The sequence below is a fragment of the Neobacillus novalis NBRC 102450 genome, from assembly GCF_001591805.1.
Taxonomy (GTDB): Bacteria; Bacillota; Bacilli; order Bacillales; family Cytobacillaceae; genus Neobacillus; species Neobacillus novalis.
On the sequence record NZ_BCVP01000015.1, the window covers coordinates 59,610 to 81,098 of the forward strand.

General features: G+C 41.8%; 21 protein-coding genes, 1 other RNA gene and 1 pseudogene. 18 read left to right on the forward strand and 5 right to left on the reverse strand.

Annotated features, from left to right (window positions below):
• Window positions 1-13 precede the first annotated feature (13 nt).
• The 10 genes from tpiA to ssrA all read left to right on the forward strand — a co-directional run bounded on the left by tpiA (window position 14) and on the right by ssrA (window position 9,476).
• Window positions 14-775, forward strand: a complete 762-nt coding sequence (tpiA, locus tag BANVL01_RS12385) for a triose-phosphate isomerase (protein WP_066096909.1) — start codon at window positions 14-16, stop codon at window positions 773-775.
• Window positions 768-2,300 carry a 2,3-bisphosphoglycerate-independent phosphoglycerate mutase gene (gene gpmI, locus BANVL01_RS12390; RefSeq protein ID WP_066091599.1) on the forward strand — a complete coding sequence of 511 codons (1,533 nt, stop codon included), beginning with the start codon at window positions 768-770 and terminating at the stop codon, window positions 2,298-2,300. The genes tpiA and gpmI overlap by 8 nt, the downstream gene beginning before the upstream one ends.
• A 46-nt stretch (window positions 2,301-2,346) precedes the next feature.
• The gene (gene eno / locus BANVL01_RS12395; protein WP_066091596.1) at window positions 2,347-3,645 is read left to right on the forward strand and encodes a phosphopyruvate hydratase; all 1,299 of its coding nucleotides are present in this window, start codon (window positions 2,347-2,349) and stop codon (window positions 3,643-3,645) included.
• A gap of 85 nt (window positions 3,646-3,730) precedes the next feature.
• On the forward strand, window positions 3,731-4,648 hold the full coding sequence (locus BANVL01_RS12400) for a DUF7916 family protein (RefSeq protein WP_066091593.1): 918 nt from the start codon (window positions 3,731-3,733) through the stop codon (window positions 4,646-4,648).
• Window positions 4,649-4,755: 107 nt separating this feature from the next.
• Complete coding sequence (gene secG / locus BANVL01_RS12405) at window positions 4,756-4,989, forward strand: preprotein translocase subunit SecG (protein ID WP_066091589.1); 234 nt, start codon at window positions 4,756-4,758, stop codon at window positions 4,987-4,989.
• A gap of 84 nt (window positions 4,990-5,073) precedes the next feature.
• Window positions 5,074-5,196: a hypothetical protein gene (locus BANVL01_RS28590; protein ID WP_268874936.1), complete on the forward strand. Its 123-nt coding sequence runs from the start codon at window positions 5,074-5,076 to the stop codon at window positions 5,194-5,196.
• Between the two features lie 58 nt (window positions 5,197-5,254).
• Window positions 5,255-6,001 carry an alpha/beta hydrolase gene (locus BANVL01_RS12410; protein ID WP_066091586.1) on the forward strand — a complete coding sequence of 249 codons (747 nt, stop codon included), beginning with the start codon at window positions 5,255-5,257 and terminating at the stop codon, window positions 5,999-6,001.
• A gap of 25 nt (window positions 6,002-6,026) precedes the next feature.
• Window positions 6,027-8,405 (forward strand): ribonuclease R, encoded by a 2,379-nt coding sequence (gene rnr, locus BANVL01_RS12415; RefSeq protein WP_066091583.1) that lies wholly within the window; start codon window positions 6,027-6,029, stop codon window positions 8,403-8,405.
• Window positions 8,406-8,497: 92 nt separating this feature from the next.
• A complete protein-coding gene (smpB, locus tag BANVL01_RS12420) occupies window positions 8,498-8,965 on the forward strand; it encodes an SsrA-binding protein SmpB (RefSeq protein ID WP_066091581.1) in 468 nt (155 codons plus the stop codon).
• A gap of 176 nt (window positions 8,966-9,141) precedes the next feature.
• Window positions 9,142-9,476, forward strand: a transfer-messenger RNA (tmRNA) gene (ssrA, locus tag BANVL01_RS12425).
• A 334-nt stretch (window positions 9,477-9,810) separates the two neighbouring features.
• On the opposite strand, the pseudogene BANVL01_RS12430 reads toward ssrA, so the two are convergent.
• Both BANVL01_RS12430 and BANVL01_RS12435 read right to left on the reverse strand, forming a co-directional pair.
• Window positions 9,811-10,194, reverse strand: a pseudogene (locus tag BANVL01_RS12430) (LAGLIDADG family homing endonuclease); the annotation flags it as partial.
• Between the two features lie 172 nt (window positions 10,195-10,366).
• Window positions 10,367-11,023 carry a spore coat protein gene (locus BANVL01_RS12435; RefSeq protein ID WP_066091575.1) on the reverse strand — a complete coding sequence of 219 codons (657 nt, stop codon included), beginning with the start codon at window positions 11,021-11,023 and terminating at the stop codon, window positions 10,367-10,369.
• Window positions 11,024-11,423: 400 nt separating this feature from the next.
• On the opposite strand from BANVL01_RS12435, the gene BANVL01_RS12440 reads away from it, so the two are divergent.
• Window positions 11,424-12,671, forward strand: coding sequence for an MFS transporter (locus BANVL01_RS12440; RefSeq protein ID WP_066091572.1), 1,248 nt, complete (start codon window positions 11,424-11,426; stop codon window positions 12,669-12,671).
• 267 nt (window positions 12,672-12,938) lie between these two features.
• Window positions 12,939-13,550 (forward strand): undecaprenyl-diphosphatase, encoded by a 612-nt coding sequence (locus tag BANVL01_RS12445; protein ID WP_066091569.1) that lies wholly within the window; start codon window positions 12,939-12,941, stop codon window positions 13,548-13,550.
• Between the two features lie 67 nt (window positions 13,551-13,617).
• On the opposite strand, the gene BANVL01_RS12450 is transcribed toward BANVL01_RS12445, so the two are convergent.
• Together BANVL01_RS12450 and BANVL01_RS12455 are read right to left on the reverse strand one after the other, a co-directional pair.
• On the reverse strand, window positions 13,618-14,250 hold the full coding sequence (locus BANVL01_RS12450; RefSeq protein ID WP_066091566.1) for a DUF2085 domain-containing protein: 633 nt from the start codon (window positions 14,248-14,250) through the stop codon (window positions 13,618-13,620).
• 154 nt (window positions 14,251-14,404) lie between these two features.
• Complete coding sequence (locus BANVL01_RS12455; RefSeq protein WP_066091564.1) at window positions 14,405-14,626, reverse strand: hypothetical protein; 222 nt, start codon at window positions 14,624-14,626, stop codon at window positions 14,405-14,407.
• 352 nt (window positions 14,627-14,978) lie between these two features.
• Here BANVL01_RS12455 and BANVL01_RS12460 point away from each other — a divergent pair, with 352 nt between their 5' ends.
• The 5 genes from BANVL01_RS12460 (at window position 14,979) to BANVL01_RS12480 (ending at window position 19,579) form a co-directional block, all read left to right on the forward strand.
• The gene (locus BANVL01_RS12460; protein ID WP_066091561.1) at window positions 14,979-15,983 is read left to right on the forward strand and encodes a polysaccharide deacetylase family protein; all 1,005 of its coding nucleotides are present in this window, start codon (window positions 14,979-14,981) and stop codon (window positions 15,981-15,983) included.
• 93 nt (window positions 15,984-16,076) lie between these two features.
• Complete coding sequence (locus BANVL01_RS12465; RefSeq protein WP_066096906.1) at window positions 16,077-17,078, forward strand: AI-2E family transporter; 1,002 nt, start codon at window positions 16,077-16,079, stop codon at window positions 17,076-17,078.
• An 87-nt stretch (window positions 17,079-17,165) separates the two neighbouring features.
• Window positions 17,166-17,399 carry a group-specific protein gene (locus BANVL01_RS12470; RefSeq protein ID WP_066091558.1) on the forward strand — a complete coding sequence of 78 codons (234 nt, stop codon included), beginning with the start codon at window positions 17,166-17,168 and terminating at the stop codon, window positions 17,397-17,399.
• A 128-nt stretch (window positions 17,400-17,527) separates the two neighbouring features.
• Window positions 17,528-18,502, forward strand: coding sequence for a cation diffusion facilitator family transporter (locus tag BANVL01_RS12475; RefSeq protein ID WP_066091557.1), 975 nt, complete (start codon window positions 17,528-17,530; stop codon window positions 18,500-18,502).
• A 78-nt stretch (window positions 18,503-18,580) separates the two neighbouring features.
• On the forward strand, window positions 18,581-19,579 hold the full coding sequence (locus BANVL01_RS12480; protein WP_066091554.1) for a DUF3231 family protein: 999 nt from the start codon (window positions 18,581-18,583) through the stop codon (window positions 19,577-19,579).
• Between the two features lie 66 nt (window positions 19,580-19,645).
• Here the strand turns inward: BANVL01_RS12480 and BANVL01_RS12485 are convergent, their stop codons facing one another.
• Window positions 19,646-20,158, reverse strand: coding sequence for an acyl-CoA thioesterase (locus tag BANVL01_RS12485; protein WP_066091551.1), 513 nt, complete (start codon window positions 20,156-20,158; stop codon window positions 19,646-19,648).
• A 209-nt stretch (window positions 20,159-20,367) separates the two neighbouring features.
• Between BANVL01_RS12485 and BANVL01_RS12490 the strand changes: the two genes are divergently transcribed.
• On the forward strand, window positions 20,368-21,447 hold the full coding sequence (locus BANVL01_RS12490) for a serine hydrolase domain-containing protein (RefSeq protein WP_066091548.1): 1,080 nt from the start codon (window positions 20,368-20,370) through the stop codon (window positions 21,445-21,447).
• Window positions 21,448-21,489: the final 42 nt, after the last annotated feature.

A 21,489-nucleotide genomic window follows, 5' to 3' on the forward strand; every position in this document is an offset into this window, starting at 1 on the left:
AGGATGTGCCACCATGCGTAAACCTATTATTGCAGGGAACTGGAAGATGAACAAAACACTCGCAGAAGCAAAAAGCTTTGCTGAGGAAGTCAAAGGACTTGCCCCTGCTCAAGATAAAATTGAATCTGTCATTTGTGCACCAGCCTTATTTTTACAAAGCCTTGTTGAAGCAACGCAAGGGACTAATGTGAAAATTGGTGCGCAAACTATGCACTTTGAGGAAAACGGAGCGTTTACAGGTGAAATCAGTCCGAAAGCACTCGCTGACCTCGGTGTACAATATGTCATCATCGGCCACTCAGAACGCCGCGAAATGTTCAATGAAACCGATGAATCCGTCAACAAAAAGACGCTTGCCGCGTTTAAATATAATTTAAGCCCTATCGTTTGCTGCGGTGAAACACTGGAGCAGCGTGAAAATGGCGAAACCAATCAATTCGTTGGCGGTCAAGTTGAAAAGGCGTTAGCGGGATTAACCGATGAGCAAGTTAAACAAACGGTGATTGCCTATGAACCAATCTGGGCGATTGGCACGGGGAAATCATCGACTTCTAAAGATGCAAATGATGTTTGTGCCCACATCCGCCAGGTAGTTGCCCAGCAATTCTCTCAAGAGGTTGCTGATGCAGTCAGAATTCAATACGGCGGCAGTGTGAAACCGGAAAATATTAAAGAATATATGGCTGAATCCGATATTGATGGCGCTTTAGTGGGCGGAGCCAGCCTTGAGCCGCAATCATTTTTACAACTACTGGAGGCAGGCAGCTATGAGTAAATCTCCAGTTGCGCTCATCATTCTTGATGGCTTCGGCTGCAGGGGCGAGACAAAAGGAAACGCGGTAGCGCAGTCGAAGAAACCAAACTTTGACCGTCTTTGGAACACATACCCACATTCCCATTTAACCGCATCAGGAGAGGCAGTCGGCCTGCCGGTAGGTCAAATGGGTAACTCGGAGGTTGGGCACTTGAATATCGGGGCCGGCCGCATTGTCTACCAAAGCTTAACGCGCGTGAATATTGCCATTCGTGAAGGTGAATTTGAAAAAAATGAAACCTTCACCGGGGCGATGGAACATGTAAAGAAAAATGGCACTGCCCTTCATTTATTCGGACTGTTGTCAGACGGCGGCGTTCATAGTCATATTCAACATATGTTTGCATTGTTGAAGCTTGCTAAAGAAGAAGGCGTGGAAAAGGTATACATTCACGCATTCCTTGATGGACGTGATGTCGGTCCGAAAACAGCAGCCAAATATATTCAGCAAACACTGGATAAAATGAACGAGTACGGTATCGGCGAATTCGCCACCATCTCTGGCCGCTATTACTCGATGGACCGCGACAAGCGCTGGGAACGTGTCGAGAAATCATACCGTTCAATGGTTTACGGCGAAGGTCCAGCCTACAGCAATCCGTTAGAGGTTGTCGAGGACTCTTATTCACATGGAATCTTTGACGAATTCGTCATCCCATCTGTGATTACGAAAGAAGATGGCCAGCCGGTCGCAACGATCCAAGATAACGATGCTGTTATTTTTTATAACTTCCGTCCGGACCGGGCAATCCAGATTTCCAATACGTTCACAAACGAAGACTTTCGCTCTTTTGACCGCGGTCCAAAGCATCCAAAGGATTTATTTTTCGTATGCTTAACACACTTCAGTGAATCGGTTAACGGGTATGTTGCCTTTAAACCGTCGAATTTGGATAACACCTTAGGTGAAGTTCTGTCGCAAAATGGACTGAAGCAATTAAGAATCGCCGAAACAGAGAAATATCCGCATGTCACCTTCTTTATGAGCGGCGGTCGTGAGGAAAAATTCCCTGGAGAAGAGCGGATTTTAATCAACTCGCCAAAGGTGGCGACCTACGACCTTCAGCCTGAAATGAGCGCATATGAAGTAACCGATGCCTTGTTGAAGGAAATCCAAGATGATAAAGTCGATGCTATCATTTTAAATTTTGCCAATCCGGATATGGTTGGTCATTCAGGGATGCTCGAGCCAACGATTAAGGCCATCGAAACAGTCGACGAATGCCTAGGAAAGATTATTAATTTAATCCTTGAAAAAGGCGGCTCAGCGATTATCACAGCCGATCATGGAAACGCCGACGAAGTGATAACATTAGAAGGCGAGCCAATGACCGCACACACGACCAACCCTGTACCGGTGATAGTTACAAAGCAAGGGATTGAACTGCGTGACGGCGGTATCCTTGGTGATTTAGCGCCAACAATGTTAGACTTATTAAAGCTGGATCAGCCGGCTGAAATGACGGGAAAATCATTGATAAAATAAAAGCTTTAAAACTGATTGAAAAACTTAATTCTAAGGAGAGATTTACATGCCATTTATTGCAGATGTATATGCACGTGAAGTATTAGATTCCCGCGGTAACCCTACCGTTGAAGTTGAAGTTTTTACAGAATCAGGCGCTTTCGGCCGCGCATTAGTTCCAAGCGGTGCCTCAACTGGTGAGTATGAAGCAGTCGAACTTCGCGACGGTGACAAATCTCGTTACCTAGGCAAAGGTGTGCTTAAAGCAGTTGACAACGTAAACGAAATTATCGCGCCACATCTTGTTGGCGAAGAATTCAGTGTCTTAGATCAAGTGGCTATTGATCATGCGTTAATCGAGCTTGATGGCACAGACAACAAAGGCAAATTAGGTGCCAATGCCATTCTTGGTGTCTCAATGGCCGTTGCTCACGCAGCAGCAAACTATTTAGATATTCCGTTATACCAATACCTTGGCGGCTTCAATTCGAAGCAGCTTCCAGTGCCAATGATGAACATTGTTAACGGCGGAGAGCATGCTGATAACAACGTCGACATTCAAGAATTCATGATCATGCCTGTCGGTGCGCCAAGCTTTAAAGAAGCGCTTCGCATGGGTGCAGAAATTTTCCACACATTAAAAACAGTTCTTAAAGGCAAAGGCCTTAATACTGCTGTTGGTGACGAAGGCGGCTTTGCGCCAAACTTAGGCTCAAACGAAGAAGCACTGCAAACAATTGTCGAAGCGATCGAAAAAGCTGGCTACAAACCTGGTGAAGAAGTTATGCTTGCGATGGACGCTGCATCTTCTGAGTTCTACAACAAAGAAGACGGTAAATACCATCTTGCTGGCGAAGGTGTCGTAAAAACTTCTGCAGAAATGGTTGATTGGTACGAAGAATTAGCTAACAAATACCCAATCATCTCTATCGAAGACGGCTTAGATGAAAACGACTGGGAAGGCCACAAACTATTAACTGAACGCCTTGGCAAAAAAGTTCAATTAGTGGGTGACGATTTATTTGTTACAAACACGAAGAAACTAGCTGAAGGTATCGAAAAAGGAATTGGTAACTCCATCCTTATTAAAGTGAACCAAATCGGTACTTTGACTGAAACGTTCGATGCAATTGAAATGGCAAAACGTGCTGGCTACACAGCTGTTATCTCCCACCGCTCTGGTGAAACAGAAGATAACACAATTGCTGATATTGCCGTTGCAACCAACGCTGGTCAAATCAAAACAGGTGCGCCATCCCGTACCGACCGTGTCGCGAAATACAACCAATTGCTTCGTATCGAAGACAATCTAGGCGAAACATCACAATATAACGGTCTTAAATCTTTTTATAACTTGAATAAATAATATTTTTCCGAAAAGGCACTCGCATATTGAGTGCCTTTTTTTCAAATTTGTGGTACTTTTTGTATATAAAGAGGAGGCAGAAAGTATGAAAAGGTTATTAGATTGTACGGGAGCTGATTTTGAAAAAATGAATGGCAGGGATTTGCGGCAATCAATCCTTGCGTCAGAAGGAAGGACGATGGTCGCCGAGGTCATTGGCGCAGTAACACCTTATTATCCAGCAGTTACCAATGCTGAAATGGCTGCCGCATTTGGTGCCGATCTTATTCTAGTAAATTTCTTCGATGTCTTTAATCCGAGCATGGAAGGTTTGGAAGTCGAGGTGCCTGACACCCTTGTTCGAACCTTGAAAAAGCTGGTTGGCCGTCCTATTGGTCTTAATTTAGAGCCCGTCGATTTTGATGCTGAGCAAGTTGAGTCATTAATTGAGCTGCCAGAAGGCCGTCTGGCAACGGAAAAATCGCTGCAAAAAGCGAAGGAATTAGGCTTTGATTTTGTCTGCTTAACGGGAAATCCCAAAACGGGTGTTTCCAATGCGGAAATAACAAAGGCGATTGGAAGAACCCGTAAGATTTTCGGTCCAGAGGGCCTTATTATCGCCGGAAAAATGCACAGTGCCGGTGTTGCTGGCGAGGCAGGCGGTAGCCTTATGTCAACGGAAACGCTGCATTCATTTATCGAAGCAGGAGCCGATATTATCCTTATCCCATCACCGGGAACTGTGCCAGGCTTTACGGTTGAAAAAACAGCAAAATTAGTAGATGCTGTTCATGAAAAGGGTGCTCTAGCCATTCTGACAACAGGAACGAGTCAGGAAGGCGCTGATGAAGCAACGATTAAACAAATTGCTTTGAATAGTAAGATGGCAGGAGCCGATTTATTCCATATTGGCGATGCCGGAGCGGCCGGAATGGCGATTCCAGAGAACATTACCGCTTATTCCATTGTCGTAAGAGGTAAACGACATACATATGTGAGAATGGCATCGTCGATTTTGAGATAAAAGATAAAGGCCGCCACCACCAATCTCAAATATCGCTATTGTTAAAAGTCAAATAATATGGTAAATTTAATTTACTGTGAAATGTACGTCTACAGGAGGTGGCCTTCATGCATACATTTGTTGTTATCTTATTAGTAATCGTAAGTATTGGACTTATTGGGGTTGTCTTACTTCAATCAGGTAAAAGCGCTGGATTATCCGGTGCCATTTCTGGTGGTGCTGAATCCCTATTCGGTAAGCAAAAAGCACGAGGAATTGACTTGATCCTGCATCGTATTACGATTGTGTTATCAGTATTGTTCTTCCTTCTTGCCCTTGCCGTTACTTACTTCAAAATCTAATAATAAACAGTTAAAACCCGGCCAAAGCGCCGGGTTTTTTAGTTGTCTCAAACGGGAATAATACTTATTGGCTGAATACTGAGATTGGTTGGCGAGATTCTGGCCAAGTTTGGCGGATCTCAGCTAAAAATGGCGGGATTAAACAAATTAGCCGGAATCCCAATTCAAATTGACGCTAACTGGCCAGCCAGCAAGCCTTTTTCCTAGCATGTTGATCGCTACATTGCTTAAACTAAAATAAGCAACTATAAAAGGAGTTTTTTTAATGAAAGTCACCATACCTAAGCCATTTACCTTTAAAGGCGGAAAGAGAGCCATTCTGCTCCTCCATGGCTTCACCGGCAATTCTGCTGATGTCCGGATGCTCGGCCGCTTCCTTGAAAAAAAAGGCTACACCTGCCATGCACCACACTACAAGGGACATGGTGTACCACCTGAAGAACTTGTCCATACTGGACCTGAAGACTGGTGGCAGGATGTCATAAATGGCTATGAATTTTTAAAAAATAACGGCCATGAAGAAATTGCTGTTGCCGGGCTGTCTCTTGGCGGCGTATTTTCCTTGAAATTGGGATACACTGTACCTATAAAAGCGATTGTACCAATGTGTGCGCCGATGCATATAAAAAGTGAAGAAGTGATGTATGAAGGAATTCTCGAATATGCACGTGAATTTAAAAAGCGAGAAGGAAAATCAGACGAGCAAATCGAATTGGAAATGAATGAGTTTAAACAGACACCAATGAATACATTGAAAGCACTGCAGCAATTAATCGCCGATGTTCGTGAAAATGTCGAGATGATCTATGCGCCAACCTTCGTGGTTCAGGCACGCCACGACAAGATGATTAATACCGAAAGTGCCAACATTATTTACAATGAAATTGAGTCAGTCACAAAGGAAATCAAATGGTATGAAGAATCCGGCCACGTCATCACACTCGATAAGGAACGGAACCAGCTCCACGAGGATGTTTATACCTTTTTAGAAAAATTAGACTGGCACGAATAATAAAGCACCCAAAGGAGGGATTCGCTTGGAAGATAACATACAACAGCATATTGACAAGCTTTTGCAATATATGAGGGACGAGGCCTATAAGCCATTAACCGTCCAAGAGCTGGAAGAGGCATTTGGCATTCAGGATTCTAGTGATTTTAAGGAGTTTGTTAAAGCGCTTGTCCAAATGGAAGAAAAGGGATTGGTCGTAAGAACTCGCAGTAACCGTTATGGCCTGCCGCAAAAAATGAATTTAATCAGAGGAAAGCTAATCGGTCATGCAAAAGGTTTCGCGTTTGTCGCACCGGATGAACCAGGAATGGATGATATTTTTATACCGCCAAACGAAACGAACACGGCGATGCATGGTGATATCGTGTTAGCCCGCGTTTCATCAGAAACCTCTGGGCAGCGTCGGGAAGGAAGCATTATCCGCATTATTGAACGAGGGGTTCAGCAGATTGTTGGAACCTATGTGGAAAGCAAAAGCTTTGGCTTTGTGATTCCCGATGATAAAAAATTCGCCAATGATATTTTTATTCCAAAAGCTGCTTCTAAAGGGGCTGTCGAAGGTCATAAAGTGGTCGTTAAGCTCATCACCTATCCAGAAGGGCGTAAAAGTGCGGAAGGTGAAGTGATCACCGTTCTTGGCCACAAAAACGACCCGGGCGTGGATATCCTGTCAGTCATACATAAGCACGGCTTACCAATGGCTTTTCCGGATGAAGTCCTCAAGCAGGCTAACGACACACCGGAAACCATTGATGAAAGTGAATTGGCGAACCGCCGCGACCTCCGCGGCGAAACGATAGTTACGATTGACGGGGCAGACGCGAAAGACCTTGATGACGCAGTAACTGTTACTAAACTTGAGAACGGCAACTTCAAGCTGGGCGTCCATATTGCGGATGTCAGTTATTATGTAAAAGAGGGTACACCAATCGACCTCGAGGCAGAGGAACGGGCTACGAGTGTGTATTTAGTCGACCGAGTGATTCCGATGATTCCACACCGGCTGTCGAACGGAATCTGTTCCTTAAACCCGAAGGTAGACCGGTTAACACTCTCATGTAATATGGAAATCAATTCAGATGGCACCGTCGTCTCGCATGAAATTTTTCAAAGTGTGATTAAAACAACAGAACGAATGACCTATAGTGATGTAAATAAAATTCTTGTCGATCATGATGAGGAAACACGCACACGATACGAACCGCTTGTACCAATGTTTGAATTGATGGAAGAGCTTGCCGCCATTCTCCGCCATAAACGGATGAAGCGTGGAGCGATTGATTTTGATTTCAAGGAATCAAAAATCCTTGTCGATGAGGATGGAAAACCGACCGATGTTATCCTGCGTGAGCGTTCGGTGGCGGAGAAGCTAATCGAAGAATTTATGCTTGCAGCCAACGAGACAGTCGCTGAGCATTTCCACTGGATGGATGTTCCGTTTATTTACCGGATTCATGAGGATCCAAAAGAAGATAAGCTCCGCCGCTTTTTCGAATTTATTACCAACTTTGGCTACATTGTCAAAGGTACAGCCAATGAAGTGCATCCTCGGGCTCTTCAGGAGATCATTGAAGAGGTGCAAGGAAAGCCAGAGGAAATGGTGGTTTCGAAGGTGATGTTGCGTTCGATGCAGCAGGCAAAATATGATCCGGAAAGCCTTGGCCATTTCGGATTATCGACGGAGTTCTATACCCATTTCACTTCTCCAATTCGCCGTTATCCGGACACCATCGTTCACCGTTTAATTCGGACGTACTTAGTGGAAGGAAAGCTCGATGAAACGACAAGGGAAAAATGGAATGCCCGCCTGCCCGAAATTGCAGACCATTCTTCCAAAATGGAGCGTCGGTCCGTTGATGCGGAACGGGAAACAGATGATTTGAAGAAAGCGGAGTACATGGAAGACAAGGTTGGTGAGGAGTATGATGGGATTATCAGCTCAGTAACCAATTTTGGCATGTTTGTCGAGCTGCCAAATACAATTGAAGGCCTTGTTCATGTCAGTTATATGACCGATGATTACTATCGCTATGATGAGCGCCATCTCGCCATGATTGGCGAGCGGACTGGCAATGTATTCCGAATTGGCGATGAAATTACGATTCGGGTCGTTAAAGTCAATAAAGAAGAGCGTGCGATTGATTTTGAAATTGTCGGTATGAAGGGAACCCCTCGCAGAGAACGTTCCGCGACGCCGAAGGTCTTCAAAACGGGTAGTGATACACACAAACCGCGCCGGAACAAACAGCAGGGAGATCGTAATAAAAACGGTAAACAAGATCGTACGACGGATGGAAAGCAACAGTCTGAATCTAGCGGCGGTCAAGGGAAGAAAGCGAAAAGAAAGAGAAAATTTTACGAAAATGTACCTAAATCAAAAAGTTTGAAGCGAAAGAATAAATAATTATTTAGAGAGAGCCTTTAATAAGAGGCTCTCTTTCAATTGTAGTAGCTCATTTTTTTTGCTAAAATAAATCCATAGATGAGGTGAAAAAAATGCCAAAAGGTGAAGGGAAAGTAGTCGCGCAAAACAAAAAAGCCTACCATGACTATTTTATCGAAGAAACGTACGAAGCAGGTATCGTTCTTCAGGGGACAGAAATCAAGTCCATTCGCGCCGGAAAAGTGAATCTAAAGGATTCCTATGCAAGGATTCAAAATGGCGAAGCGATTCTTTTCGGGATGCATGTCAGCCCGTATGAGCAAGGAAACCGCTACAACCACGATCCATTAAGGACGCGTACGCTCCTGCTTCATAAACGTGAAATCAGCAAGTTGATAGGCGAAACAAAGGAAGCGGGTTATGCTCTTGTGCCATTAAAACTTTATTTAAAAAATGGTTTCTGTAAGGTTTTAATTGGACTGGCAAAGGGTAAGAAAAATTATGATAAGCGTGAATCCTTAAAGCAAAAAGAAGCGAAGCGTGAAATCGAACGCGCCTTCCGCGACCGTCAGAAAATGTAAGGTACCAGAAAAAAGATAGTTTACAAATACTTACAATTGATATTTCCTGACAGTGTGTTATAATAAGTTTGTCGCCAAGTTGCGATGATAACTTTTGCTCACACAATTGTTGAGCATCCTAACGTCTGTTGCTAGAATCTTTCACTAGATTTCAGCTCATTTTATAATGGGGACGCTACGGATTCGACAGGGGTAGTTTGAGCTTAGGTTGCGAGTCGAGGGGATCGGCCTCGTTAAAACGTCAAAGCCATAACTGGCAAAACTAACAACAACCTCGCTTTCGCAGCTTAATACTGCATAGCGGTTCCTCCCTCCATTGCCCATGTGGTAGGGTAAGGGACTCACTCTAAGTGGGCTACGCCGGATTCCACCGCCTGAGGATGAAGGAAGAGAACAACCAGGCTAGCTGACCGGACGCCGGTCGATAGGCAGAAGGCACAGCGAAACACCAATATATCGACTACACTCGTAGATGCTTAAGTGGCGATATCTTTGGACGTGGGTTCGATTAGTAATTAGTCGCCTTGTGTGGTAACACACAAGTGAAAATCCGGCTTTATCGGTGAAACCTAAGTCACTTCAATGTGATAAGGCAATGCCGAGCGGTATGTGGAGCAATCTAACAGCCGTGTATCGACTTATAGGCTGCCATCTTTAAATGGTAGTACTAGGATGCGAAATCCATACCTTGAAGAGGTAAATATATGTTTCGCATAAGACGCCGGGGGACCTGTCAGAGGCAGGTTCAAGATATAGTCAGTGCCATGACGAAAGCATGGAAGAGCACGTCCCACCGTCTCCACTACATAGTGGATAAAAAAGACCAGCAGAGATGCTGGTCTTTTTTAGATTCTGAAAAAAGAATCTTCGAATGCAATTTTCCTTTCTAGTAATATTGAGTTATATTTTCCATTCCTTGGTGTAACCTTTTCATAATTTTCAAGTATCCATAGGGCGCGATTTCTTTTTTTATCTACTCTTAGATAAGGAGCAACATACTTTAATATGTACAAAACAGTTTCTTTATTCTTTATATTTAGGGTATAGGAATCTTTATGTCGTTCGGGATTATAGTTCTTTTTATTATTGATGGTTCCCTCGGTTAATGTCTGAAGATATATTAAAAGTTCTTTATCGGTTGACGCGATCGTAATACATGGGCGACGATGTTCCTTTTCATGCATTCTTGTTAATGTTATCGAACCTTCTCCATCAATAATTCCTGCGACATAAGCAGCTTCCCAACATTCTAATAAAAATCCCTCCCTTTATTTTGGAATCGAACATTCGTTTCATATTTATTTTACTTTTTCAAATCGTCTTTTTCAATCAATAACCCCAAAAAAAAGCTACCCTTTCATCAAAAACAGGGTAGCTTTTCCTTTAAAAAAGAATTGCAAATTAATGTGTCGTATTCATATTCATATTCATATTGTTATTCGGCATTTGCGGCATCCCCTGTGCCGGTGCATAAGCATTAAGAAGCTGCTGCATATCCTGCTGGGCAAGCTGCGGCACCTGATAGTAATGGTGTTTATTTTGATAAATCGAGAGCTCGTAAGCCATCTCAATGCAATTTGGCACCGAATCGGCAAGCACGCGTCGAACTACCGGGTTGGTGACCTCACATGCTGCCATTGTTTTCATGGATGCACCTGATTTGACTGAGCCAAGCATCATGCCGGAAACGCAAGCATCGGTGAGTTCTGCTGGAGATTGCACCGGTTTTTTCGGTTGGGATGGTGTTAACCCATAGATAAAGTCGTTCCCCTGGTTCATTTTATAGCTTTGTGTCGGTTTTGAAGGGTTCTGGCCCGACTTGAAACATTCCACTGTGATGTTGTATTCCTCTTGCATAAATTGATATTGGCGATCCAGAATATCCAGCAATTCTGGGTCTTTTACGTGCTGTCGCAGCAGCATGTACGAATCCATCGTGCCTATGGCTCCTGAAAGAACTTCATGAACATCAAATACTTCATGACCGCCATGGTTCATTTGCGGCGGCACAGTCCCTGTATGCATATTTTGGTGGGTTTGCCCCTGTTGATTTTGCATCGCTACATAACCTCCTAACGGAATTGAACAACCATAGTTATTATGTTTCAGAAAACGGGAGTTATTCAACGACTTGCCTAATGAATGGTTTGTTTTAAAAAGTAATTCCATGTCAATAATGACTAAATTGGAGGCCTCGGCATAAAAAAGGATTAAAACTTGATTTAATGCTCGGAATCATTTAAAATAAACCTTACAAAAAACGGAAGGGTGACCTTGGAACGATGATCTTATAATCCTATTTCTCATGAAAAAAATATAATCTTTTTTCTGGATAGGATTAGTCTGTACTTTTATACAAGTCGATAAGATCATAGTGTCCCCTCACGCCGGGATATTTTGCCGCTTTGAAATTGTATTGTGCCGCCTCCTGCCAGAAATTTACGTAGGAGGTTTTTATATGGAAAACAACATAACCCAACCCGCACCATCGGGTGGTTTATTTCGCAACAGAGTCTTTCTTGCGATTATTATGTCGGGCTTGTTTTTACAGATAGGTATTTGGGTCCGAAACTTTGCCGTTCTCCTGTTTGTCATGGAGCAGACTAACGGTGATGCCTTCGCGGTCTCGATGATCTCAGTGGCTGAATTCGCCCCAATCTTTATTTTCTCCTTTATCGGCGGGACCTTTGCCGACCGCTGGGCGCCGAAAAAAACGATGGTCTGGTGTGATATTTTGAGTGCAGTATCCATTTTTGTCGTGCTCATCACACTTGTTTTCGGAACCTGGAAAATCGTGTTTTTTGCGACGTTAATCTCAGCGATTCTCTCACAATTCTCGCAGCCATCAGGGATGAAATTGTTTAAAATGCATTTGTCGGCAGACCAAGTGCAACAGGCGATGTCTGTCTATCAAACTGTCTTTGCTTTATTTATGGTACTTGGCCCGATTATTGGAACATTCATTTTTCAATCGTTTGGCATTGATATCTCAATTGCTGTTACCGGCACGGCTTTCTTGCTTTCAGCCGCCGCACTTGCCTTCCTGCCGAAGGATCGTCCATTAGAAGAAGTGGGTGAATCCACATTACTGCAGGAAATGAAAAGTGGAGTTAAATATGTTTTAGGGAAAAAAGAATTAAGTCTTTTAGGACTATGCTTTATGGCTGCAGGGCTTGGAATTGGCTTCATTAATCCGTTATCGATTTTCCTTGTCACTGAACAGTTAAACCTTCCAAAGGAAAACCTTCAATGGCTGTTTATGGTTAATGGTGTCGGGATGATTATTGGCGGAGCCGCAGCGATGATTTTTGCGAAAAATGTGCCGCCGCAGCGACTGCTTGTTTTTGGAATGCTCGTTAATGGCATCGGCATCGCTGTTATGGGCTGGTCGACAAACCTCTGGATTACATTGATTGCCGAGTTTTGTAACGGTCTGATGATGCCATGTATTCAAATCGGAATCAACACTCTGATTTTGCAAAAGACAGAAGAGGCCTTTATCGGCCGCGTCAACGGTATCTTAAGCCCGCTTTTCGCCGGGTCAATGGTGATAACAATGAGTGTCGCTGGAATTCTAAAGGAGCAATTTTCATTAGTAGCCACGTTTGAAACGTCTGCCGTCTTATTTCTCATCGGTTTGCTTTTCATTTTGCCCATTTATAATCAGAAACAGCAAGCTAAACCGGAAATCCTCGGTTCTAAATAAAAAAGCAGAGAATCCTACTCTCTGCTTTTTCCTTTATTGGAGGGCAACTTGCACCTTCTCCTCATCCGCCATTTTTCTTTTGGAAATACAACTAAGGGCTTAGTTTAAAAATTAGTCATCTAGTCCATTTTTTATTGAGCTCTAATCGAGTATAGTATTATTTTAAGAAAAAATTAAGAAATGGTTAAGGACTATTTAAAGCTAAATAAACGATAATAGTACAGGGCACCTAGAAAAAAGTAATGAATTAGGAGTGAAACATAAAATATGTCTATTTCGCAATTAAATATTGATGTCTTTCGAGCAATTAATGATATAGGGAAAGAACATGCCTCCCTAAATCCAATCGCCATTTTCATGGCCGATTATATGATCTTTGTTTTAGCATTAGGTATGCTAGTTTATTGGTTTACACAAACCAATAAAAATAGAATGATGGTAATCCAAGGTGGAGTTGCTTTTGTGCTCGCCGAAGTCCTGGGGAAAATTGCCGGAACCATGTATTACCATAACCAGCCATTTGCTGAGCTGCCAAATGTAAACCAGCTTATTTCCCATGCGGTCGACAATGCCTTTCCGAGTGACCACTCGATCTTGTTTTTCTCTGTCTGTTTTTCGTTTTGGCTGGTTCGGAAAAAAGAAGGGTGGCTATGGCTTGTTTTCGCTTGCTTCGTAGGGGTCTCCCGGATTTGGGTGGGCGTCCACTACCCTGGAGATGTCCTAACCGGTGCGCTATTCGGAATCGTGGCCGCACTAGTTGCCTACTGGCTAGTTCCAAAGCTTGGCTTTGTGAAAGTAATCCTTGCGAAATATGAAAAAGTGGAGCAATCGTTATTGCCGGTAAAAGCTAAGGCTGATGACAAATATAAAAATTTTTAAAAAGAAAAAACCTCTTTGAATCTAGATTCAAAGAGGTTTTATCGTTCTTCTCCAGAATGAAATGTAGTTAAGGACTGACCAAGCCATGTAATAAGGAAAGCATAGTAAGAAAGATTAACCCGCAAAAAATGGAAAAGGCAGACCGTAACCACGTTCTGTCTACCCAAGAAAACAGAAATGAAGCACACAAGCTAAACCAAACTATCACCGTCAAAATGATAAAACCATCTAAAAGATAATAAGGAAGCCATTCCCAAAAAACGAGTCCTCCCAGTCCACAGCTTAGAAATAATGGAGCAAACAAATCCCTGCCATGCTTGATCACAGGCTCACTTGAAGCTTCGAGCGAATTTGCCGAAAGCAGCGGATAAAGAAAATAAGGGAGCCCAAAGCCGAAGCTGGTGCCTGACACCAATCTCCTCGCATTGTTACTTTCAAAAAGGTGTATATAGGAGCCGAGACCGTCGATTATCATCGGCACCACTAATAATAGAAGAAAGAGGCTTATTTTTATCGATGGAATCGTGATTTTCGCCTTTCGTTTGAACAGATGTAAATAAGCGAGCGTGGAAAATATGCCTATATAGATACCTGTGTCCCGTGCACAAATAGAAAGAGTTTCCCCTGATGCTTGAAGTGACCGGTCCTCAATTTGATGGCAGATCGCTCTTCCGAAGAAATGCAAAATATCGTGTAACAACTGAATCACTCCTATTAGAAAGAACCCAACGAATTGGGTTCTTCTTTGGCCGATAGGAAAGTATAACTTTCCAATCAGGCATAAGTGCAACTACGCCTCATGAACCGCCTAACGGCTCGCCAATCGGCGAGTTTTCTTTATTTTCATTTAACATTTAATATCCACTCATAAACGCCGGCATGAGTGACAATGTGGAAGCGGCGAACCAACAGATACAGCTTAGAACAATGGAGACAATTCCAACAATTAAACAGGTTTTGCCAATTGCCTTCTTCTCGAGATCCTGATCATTCATCCAAATAATCCCTAAAATAATGCCGACAACAGGAACGAAAAATGATAAAATGTAAAGTAGTGCTTTTAGCCCACCAGACATGAAACCACCTCCATCATAAAAGTAAGACAAATCCAATCTTGCCAAATAAATATTGTTCAATGATATCTATGTTGATGTTGAAGTAAACTTGCTTCTTAATTTTTAGAAATTTCTAATTAAATTCTACCCATTATTCCCAAATTTCGGTTATTATGGTTATAAGAGATATTTTTAAAAAAAGTCCGAATAAAATGTGCTGTTTAGGGAAAACAAAACAGTATCAGCTATATTTCTACTATTCTCACTACTTTTTTAATATTATTGTAATATTTTTAATAGATTAGTAACATTTTGGGCGGACTTTCGTCTATAATGAAGTAAGAAAATAAAACCATCAAAGAGGGATAGAACCATGGGGAAACTAAAGAGCGGTTGGACAAGAGGGACAGTCATTGTCATTGTTGCGATTGGGTTCTTGTTTGCAGGGATATTTGTGAGCAATTATTTTCAGGCAAAAGCTGCAAGCGGACCTAGTAATCACCAAAAAGATAACTCTATTAATCGGGCAATAGCAAAGGGTCCATCACCAGAAACAATCATCAGGGATACAACGGATGCAATACTTGAAAAAGAACGGATTCAAACACTGCAAGAGCAAGCGAAAATATGGAGAAACAAGCAAGATCATGTGCCAGAAACTACTACTAACGATAATACCGCGGCACAGCCTTCCAATAACGAAAAAGAAACTCCACCATCAAAGGAATCCGATGCAGCCGATCAAGGGCAGAATAGAACGGAGCAGCAAGGGAACAATAAGACGGTTTATTTAACATTTGATGATGGCCCGGCGCCATTTTCCGGTGATATTATCGCGCTTCTAGAAAAATATCATTTTAAAGCAACCTTCTTTATGCTTGATGGAAACATTCGCAGTTATCCAGATGCGGTAAAATTGATGGTTTCAAGTGGAGAGACAGTCGGTCTTCACAGCGTTACACATGATGTGAGAAAGTTCTATGCATCTGCCGATTCAGTTATCGCTGAATTAACCCAGAACCGTAACACATTGAAAGAAATATCCGGTATCGATTCGTATATCATGAGAACGCCGTATGGCAGCGTTCCGAAAATGACGGCTGAATATCGAAATGCGGTTAATGATAAAGGATATATCATGTGGGATTGGAATATTGACAGCATGGATTGGGATTATAAGGATGCACGGTATGTCAGCAGTGTAATTAACCAATTAACGAAAATGACCAATCACAATGAACCAATCGTGATTCTTTTACACGAAAGAAAGGAAACACTTGCTCACTTGCCAGCACTTCTCGACTATTTAAGTAAAAATGGATATGAAGGTAAAGCAATAGACAGCTCGATGACCCCTTACCAATTTAAGGTGAGATAACCTTTTAAAAGGACAAAATAACGACTGATTTGCTATAATAAAAATAGGTAACACTTGGTTCATAGTAAAATAAATGGGGTTCGATAATTGCCTATGATAAATAAAATTTTGCAGAGCAGCGGTTTCAAAAGAATTTCAATTTTTGTTGTCATTGCAGTCGTTATATATGCGATGAGAAGCATGATTAATTTGATTTTGCTAACATTTATTTTTGCGTTTTTAATGGATCGGCTCGTCCAATTCATTGGAAGGAAAATTCCGCTTAACCGTAAGTTGATTGTTATCATTTCGTATGCCTGTATTGTTGGCTTGCTTTCCTATGGCTTGATCATGTATTTGCCAATGATTGCCGGTGAGATTACTGCATTAATCAAGCAGCTAACAGCCTTTTACACATCGAAGCATGATAACTTTGTTCTAAATTATATCGTGACACGAATTGAAGAAATCAAAATTTCCAGCTATTTAGAACAGGGTGTTACGTTCTTATTAAAGTATTTTACTGATATTAGTAAAATTACCTTACAAGTTCTCTTAGCGCTTATGTTAAGTTTATTCTTCTTACTGGAAAAGCCGCGATTAATTGAATTTACAAAGAAATTTAGAACGAGCAAAATTGCCTCGATTTACGTTGAAGTTGAGTTTTTTGCCAGCAAATTCGTAAGAACGTTTGGAAAAGTAATTGAAGCGCAATTAATCATTGCTGTTGTGAACTGTATTCTAACAACCATTTCCTTATGGCTGCTCCATTTCCCGCAGCTGGGCGGCTTATCGATTATGGTTTTCCTGTTGGGTCTTATCCCTGTTGCCGGCGTGATTATATCGTTAATTCCTCTCGTTATAATTGCTTATAGTATCGGCGGTTTGATTAAGGTTCTATATGTAGGTATTGCGATTGCGATTATCCATGGAATCGAGGCCTATATCTTAAACCCAAACCTAATGAGTTCCAAGACAAATCTGCCTGTCTTCTATACGTTCATTGTGTTAATTTTCTCTGAGCATTTCTTTGGTGTCTGGGGACTGATTGTCGGGATACCAGTATTTGTCTTTCTGTTGGATGTCCTAGAAGTAACAGAAACCAAAAAACTCTAACGAAAAGGTCCTCGATTATTCTTGGGCTTTTTTCTTTTTGCTCATTTCTGTTATGCTAAAGCTATTACCTAGCCAGGAGGGATAAGCATGAGCGAATGCAAGCTGAATCATTCACTTGAAGATGTAATAAGTAAATACGAATCACAGGCGGCCTTTTTACCAGAAGAAATGAAGCCATTATTTGCACAGTTTTTTGCAAAAGAACATACACAGGAAATCCTGAATGAAGTGTTCCATTTGTTGAAGAAATATGATTTGGCCACCGAGGATGAAAAAAGTGAACGAACAAACCGTTTAAATATGGTGCTGGAAAACCTCTAAACAAAACTGACCCCCACGGTGCTGGGGGTTTTCTATATTTTAACAATATTTGTCATCCACATTCATTAAAAGTCGTTTTTTAGAAAATAGTAAGTGTAGGACATTTTTGGAACAGAAAAGAGGATTCGATGCGAGAAATATTTCAGCTTTTAAAACGAGGCAATAAATCAGCGATGCTGGCAGCGATTATTAATACGGTCATTTCGATTATTAAAGGTACAGCCTATATGTTTACCGGCAATGTCGCGATGTTTGCGGAAACGATGCACAGCCTTGGTGATGCTGCCAACCAGTTCTTTGTGTTTGTTGGTTCAGCCTTAAGTAAAAAGGCCCCGACGGAAAAATTCCCCAATGGGTTTGGACGCTTAGTAAACCTTGTCCTTTTAGGGGCTGTGTTAATTGTCGGTATTATGGCGTTTGAAACAATTCGAGAAGGCTGGCATCACGTTATTCATCCTACGAAGTCAGACGGTTTTATCATCAATATCATTGTTTTAGGGGTTTCCACCCTCCTTGAGACCTTTGTCCTTTTTAAAGCGATGAGGGAAATCCTGCATGATCTTGACATAGAAGCAAGTGGCACGAATGTGTTTGTAAAAACATTTGCCAATTTAGGAAGAGCAAAACCAGCAACGAAGCTTGTGTTTATGGAAGACCTTGTTGCGACATTGGGTGGTCTGCTGGCAATTATTGCAGTGGTCCTATCACATTTCACGAAATTCCATCAGCTGGAAGGAATCGCCTCGATGCTGATAGGGGCAATGATGTTTTTCGTCGTTGGCAAAGTTTTCTTAGATAATGCTGCCGGGGTTATTGGCCAGGCTGATGAAGAAATGGAAGACAAAATCGGAGCACTAGTCATGACGGATCCTGATGTTTTGGATATCCAAGGGATTACCGTGATTAAAGAGGGCGAGGACCTTCACGTTGAATTGGAAATTGAGGTCGATCCGAAATTAACGGTGGCGGAAGCGGACGATATTAAGGATCGATTAGAAGAAAAAATCATGGCCGAAAAAGGCGTTGTTGATGTAACGATTGAGTTTGATGAAGAGGATGGAGTGATGACCTGGCAGAATCGCAATGAACCAGATGCGAACTAACTATATCCCGGTTTTGTGAATAATCCATCTTGCCGCTTGGGAATCTATTCGTAAAGCACTTGTTTAGGAGGCTCCAAAGTGGCTGAACACAAAATAAGATTATCTAGTTCAGAAATTGGCGGATTGTGGACTGTCTTTCTTCAGGAGAATATGGCTGTTTGTTTATTAACCTATTTTCTTCATCACAATCAAGATGAACAAATCAAGAAAATTTTACAGCGAGCCTATGAGATATCTGAGGGTCATGTTCAGCAGATTACACGCATTTTTACCGATGAGGGGATCCCAATCCCTGATGGATTTTCTGAAAAGGACCTTGATTTGTCAGCTCCGCGATTATTTTATGATATGTATGGATTGAGTTTTGTTTATTCTATGAGCCGGATGAGCATGATTAGCACGAGCTTTATTACTGTGACAATGGCTCGCAAAGATGTAATGGAATTTTTTGTATTAATGGTCCAGCAAACGTCGATATTATATCAGCAAGCTACAACATTAATGCTTGAAAAGGGTATCTATGATCGCCCGCCAATGATTCCTTATCCAGAACAAGTGGAGTATGTTGAAAAGAAATCCTATGTAAGCGGATTTGGAAAAAAAAGACCGGTAAATACGGCAGAAATTACCGAAATCTTTTTTAATACCGAGCGGAATTATTTTTCTATTTTACTTTGTATGGGATTGCTGCAAGTAGTCAAAGATAAAGAAATTCATGATTATATTCAGGAAGGTAAGGAAATTTCGGAAAAGCAAATTAAAACCTTTAATGACATCCTAATGAGGGAGGAATTATTAGGAAATGTCAGTGTAAGGATGGAAGTAACTGATTCAACCGTTTCACCATTTTCAGACCGACTTGTTGTTACGCTTTTCAACTCTTTGAATACGATTGATGTTACGTTGATTGGACATGCCTTGTCACTCTCAATGCGAACGGATTTAGCGGTTTATTATGAAAAGTACATTTTAGAAATATTACTTTATTCCGCGAAGGGTTTTAAGATTATGGTTGACCGTGGCTGGATGCAAAAACCGCCCCATGCCCCGGATCGAAAAAAACTGCAAAAAATTTAGGTTGGCGATAATTCGCAAACCTTTTCCAACGATAACGGTCACGTAGAATTTTACGTGACCGTTATCTTATTCCCAAGGCTTAACGGTTGTGAAATAACTCGCTAGCTCTCTGCTGCTTTTCCTGTGGAGTTTCCGCTTTTCGGCACGTTCGTGTCCAGTTTCGTAAAGCTTTTTTTCTTCCTCTGTTTCAGGAATAATCTTCGGGACCGCAGTCGGTTTCCCGTGATCATCAAGGGCAACAAAGGTCAAAAAGGCGGTGGCGGCAATTTTTCGATCACCCGTTTTCAGGTTTTCGGCAATAATTTTGACAAAGACCTCAATCGAGGACGTGCCTGTCCAGGTAACGAAAGATTCGAAACAAACGGAGTCCATTGGTGTAATTGGGCTGAGAAAGTCTACCGAATCAGTTGAGGCGGTAACACACTCCTTTCGTGAATGCCTTGTTGCTGAAATCGAGGCAAGCATGTCAACATCACTCATCAGCTTCCCGCCAAACAGCGTATTATGGTTATTGACATCATTAGGAAAAATCCTGCTAGTTCTCACGACTCTTGATTCATTACATGTTTTAGCTTCCATCTATGTCCCTCCGGATTCTCTTTTAAAAATACTACACAGTCACAGTGCATAATCTCCATTGTATCTAACAACAAGCCTATTTTTACCAGAAAGAGCTTTTGTAATCGAAAAATTTTCCATATTGCGATTAAAATGGAGTAGCCCACTGTTTCTTCATCCATAATAAACCCATGGATGAAGAAATGGAATAGAGGAAGATGTGATTAGACGTGAAATGGAAAATGATCGTATGGTTTACTTCTCTTATTATTAGTACAGCAGGATGCCGAAATAATCCAGTTTTACTACCTCAGAATCATCATGTTTCCGCTCATTTCGAAACGAAACAGAATGAAACCAACTTGCAGCGAAAGCTAAGAAGCTATCTAAGAGCAAACCACTTAAATGGCAGTGTCGCTATTGTAAAGGAGAATCAAATCATTTTCCATGAGGGGGTGGGGTTTACAGATTTTCAGCAGCGAATCGCAAACAAGCCAGCGACGGCCCATCCGATTGCATCGATTACGAAGTTAATCGTCGCGGCCAGTATTATGCGGCTCGAGGATAAACAGAAATTATCGATTCAAGATGAAGTGGCAGCTTATATTCCTGACTTTCCAAATGAGAAGAAGATAAAAATCATTCATTTATTAAACCACACTTCTGGAATCGATACTCCCCGCTGGCAGCCCGGTAATCCGAAGCCGGCAGAAATAGTGAAGAAAATAGCTTCAAAACCGATTCGATTTCCAGCAGGGGCCGAGTGGGATTATAATGATATCAATTATTTGATCCTCGGGCTTATTGTCGAAAAAGTATCGGGGCTGCCGCTCCATGAATATATCCGAAAGAATATCTTTACCAAGGCTTCGATGCGCCATTCGGGTTTTATTACCGAAGAGCAAGCGGCTGCCCATTATTCAACAGGCTATCTAAAGCTTGGAAATAAATTAGTTGCCGCTAAGCCCTTGAAGACCGATGTCCTGTTTGGCTGTGGTGATATTTATTCCACTGTTGTTGATTTATGCCTTTTCGATAAGGCGTTAATGAATGGAAATCTTGTTTCCAAACGCAGTTTGAAAAAAATGCTGACTCCAAGTGCAAAATCAAAGTATGGTTTAGGGCTCTATGTTACAACTGACAAAGTGTTTAGCCGCGGTGTCGTTGGCGGCTGGGAATCGCTGCATGTTTATTTTAAAAATAAAACAGCGATGGCTATCCTCCTGAATGTCCGTGACAAAGAGATTGATATCCATCAGGTTTCAAATGATCTTTATAAACTGATAAGTGAAGCTCCCAGTAAATTTTAGTGAATGACCTAAGTTTGTGATACAGTACATATATCAATGATT

Excerpts from the sequence above, each read along its gene's own strand:
- tpiA (WP_066096909.1), top strand. The coding sequence starts at position 14 with ATGCGTAAACCTATTATTGCAGGGAACTGGAAGATGAACAAAACACTC.
- gpmI (WP_066091599.1), top strand. The coding sequence starts at position 768 with ATGAGTAAATCTCCAGTTGCGCTCATCATTCTTGATGGCTTCGGCTGC.
- eno (WP_066091596.1), top strand. The coding sequence starts at position 2,347 with ATGCCATTTATTGCAGATGTATATGCACGTGAAGTATTAGATTCCCGC.
- BANVL01_RS12400 (WP_066091593.1), top strand. The coding sequence starts at position 3,731 with ATGAAAAGGTTATTAGATTGTACGGGAGCTGATTTTGAAAAAATGAAT.
- secG (WP_066091589.1), top strand. The coding sequence starts at position 4,756 with ATGCATACATTTGTTGTTATCTTATTAGTAATCGTAAGTATTGGACTT.
- BANVL01_RS12410 (WP_066091586.1), top strand. The coding sequence starts at position 5,255 with ATGAAAGTCACCATACCTAAGCCATTTACCTTTAAAGGCGGAAAGAGA.
- smpB (WP_066091581.1), top strand. The coding sequence starts at position 8,498 with ATGCCAAAAGGTGAAGGGAAAGTAGTCGCGCAAAACAAAAAAGCCTAC.
- BANVL01_RS12435 (WP_066091575.1), bottom strand. The coding sequence starts at position 11,023 with ATGCAAAATCAACAGGGGCAAACCCACCAAAATATGCATACAGGGACT.
- BANVL01_RS12440 (WP_066091572.1), top strand. The coding sequence starts at position 11,424 with ATGGAAAACAACATAACCCAACCCGCACCATCGGGTGGTTTATTTCGC.
- BANVL01_RS12445 (WP_066091569.1), top strand. The coding sequence starts at position 12,939 with ATGTCTATTTCGCAATTAAATATTGATGTCTTTCGAGCAATTAATGAT.
- BANVL01_RS12455 (WP_066091564.1), bottom strand. The coding sequence starts at position 14,626 with ATGTCTGGTGGGCTAAAAGCACTACTTTACATTTTATCATTTTTCGTT.
- BANVL01_RS12460 (WP_066091561.1), top strand. The coding sequence starts at position 14,979 with ATGGGGAAACTAAAGAGCGGTTGGACAAGAGGGACAGTCATTGTCATT.
- BANVL01_RS12465 (WP_066096906.1), top strand. The coding sequence starts at position 16,077 with ATGATAAATAAAATTTTGCAGAGCAGCGGTTTCAAAAGAATTTCAATT.
- BANVL01_RS12470 (WP_066091558.1), top strand. The coding sequence starts at position 17,166 with ATGAGCGAATGCAAGCTGAATCATTCACTTGAAGATGTAATAAGTAAA.
- BANVL01_RS12475 (WP_066091557.1), top strand. The coding sequence starts at position 17,528 with ATGCGAGAAATATTTCAGCTTTTAAAACGAGGCAATAAATCAGCGATG.
- BANVL01_RS12485 (WP_066091551.1), bottom strand. The coding sequence starts at position 20,158 with ATGGAAGCTAAAACATGTAATGAATCAAGAGTCGTGAGAACTAGCAGG.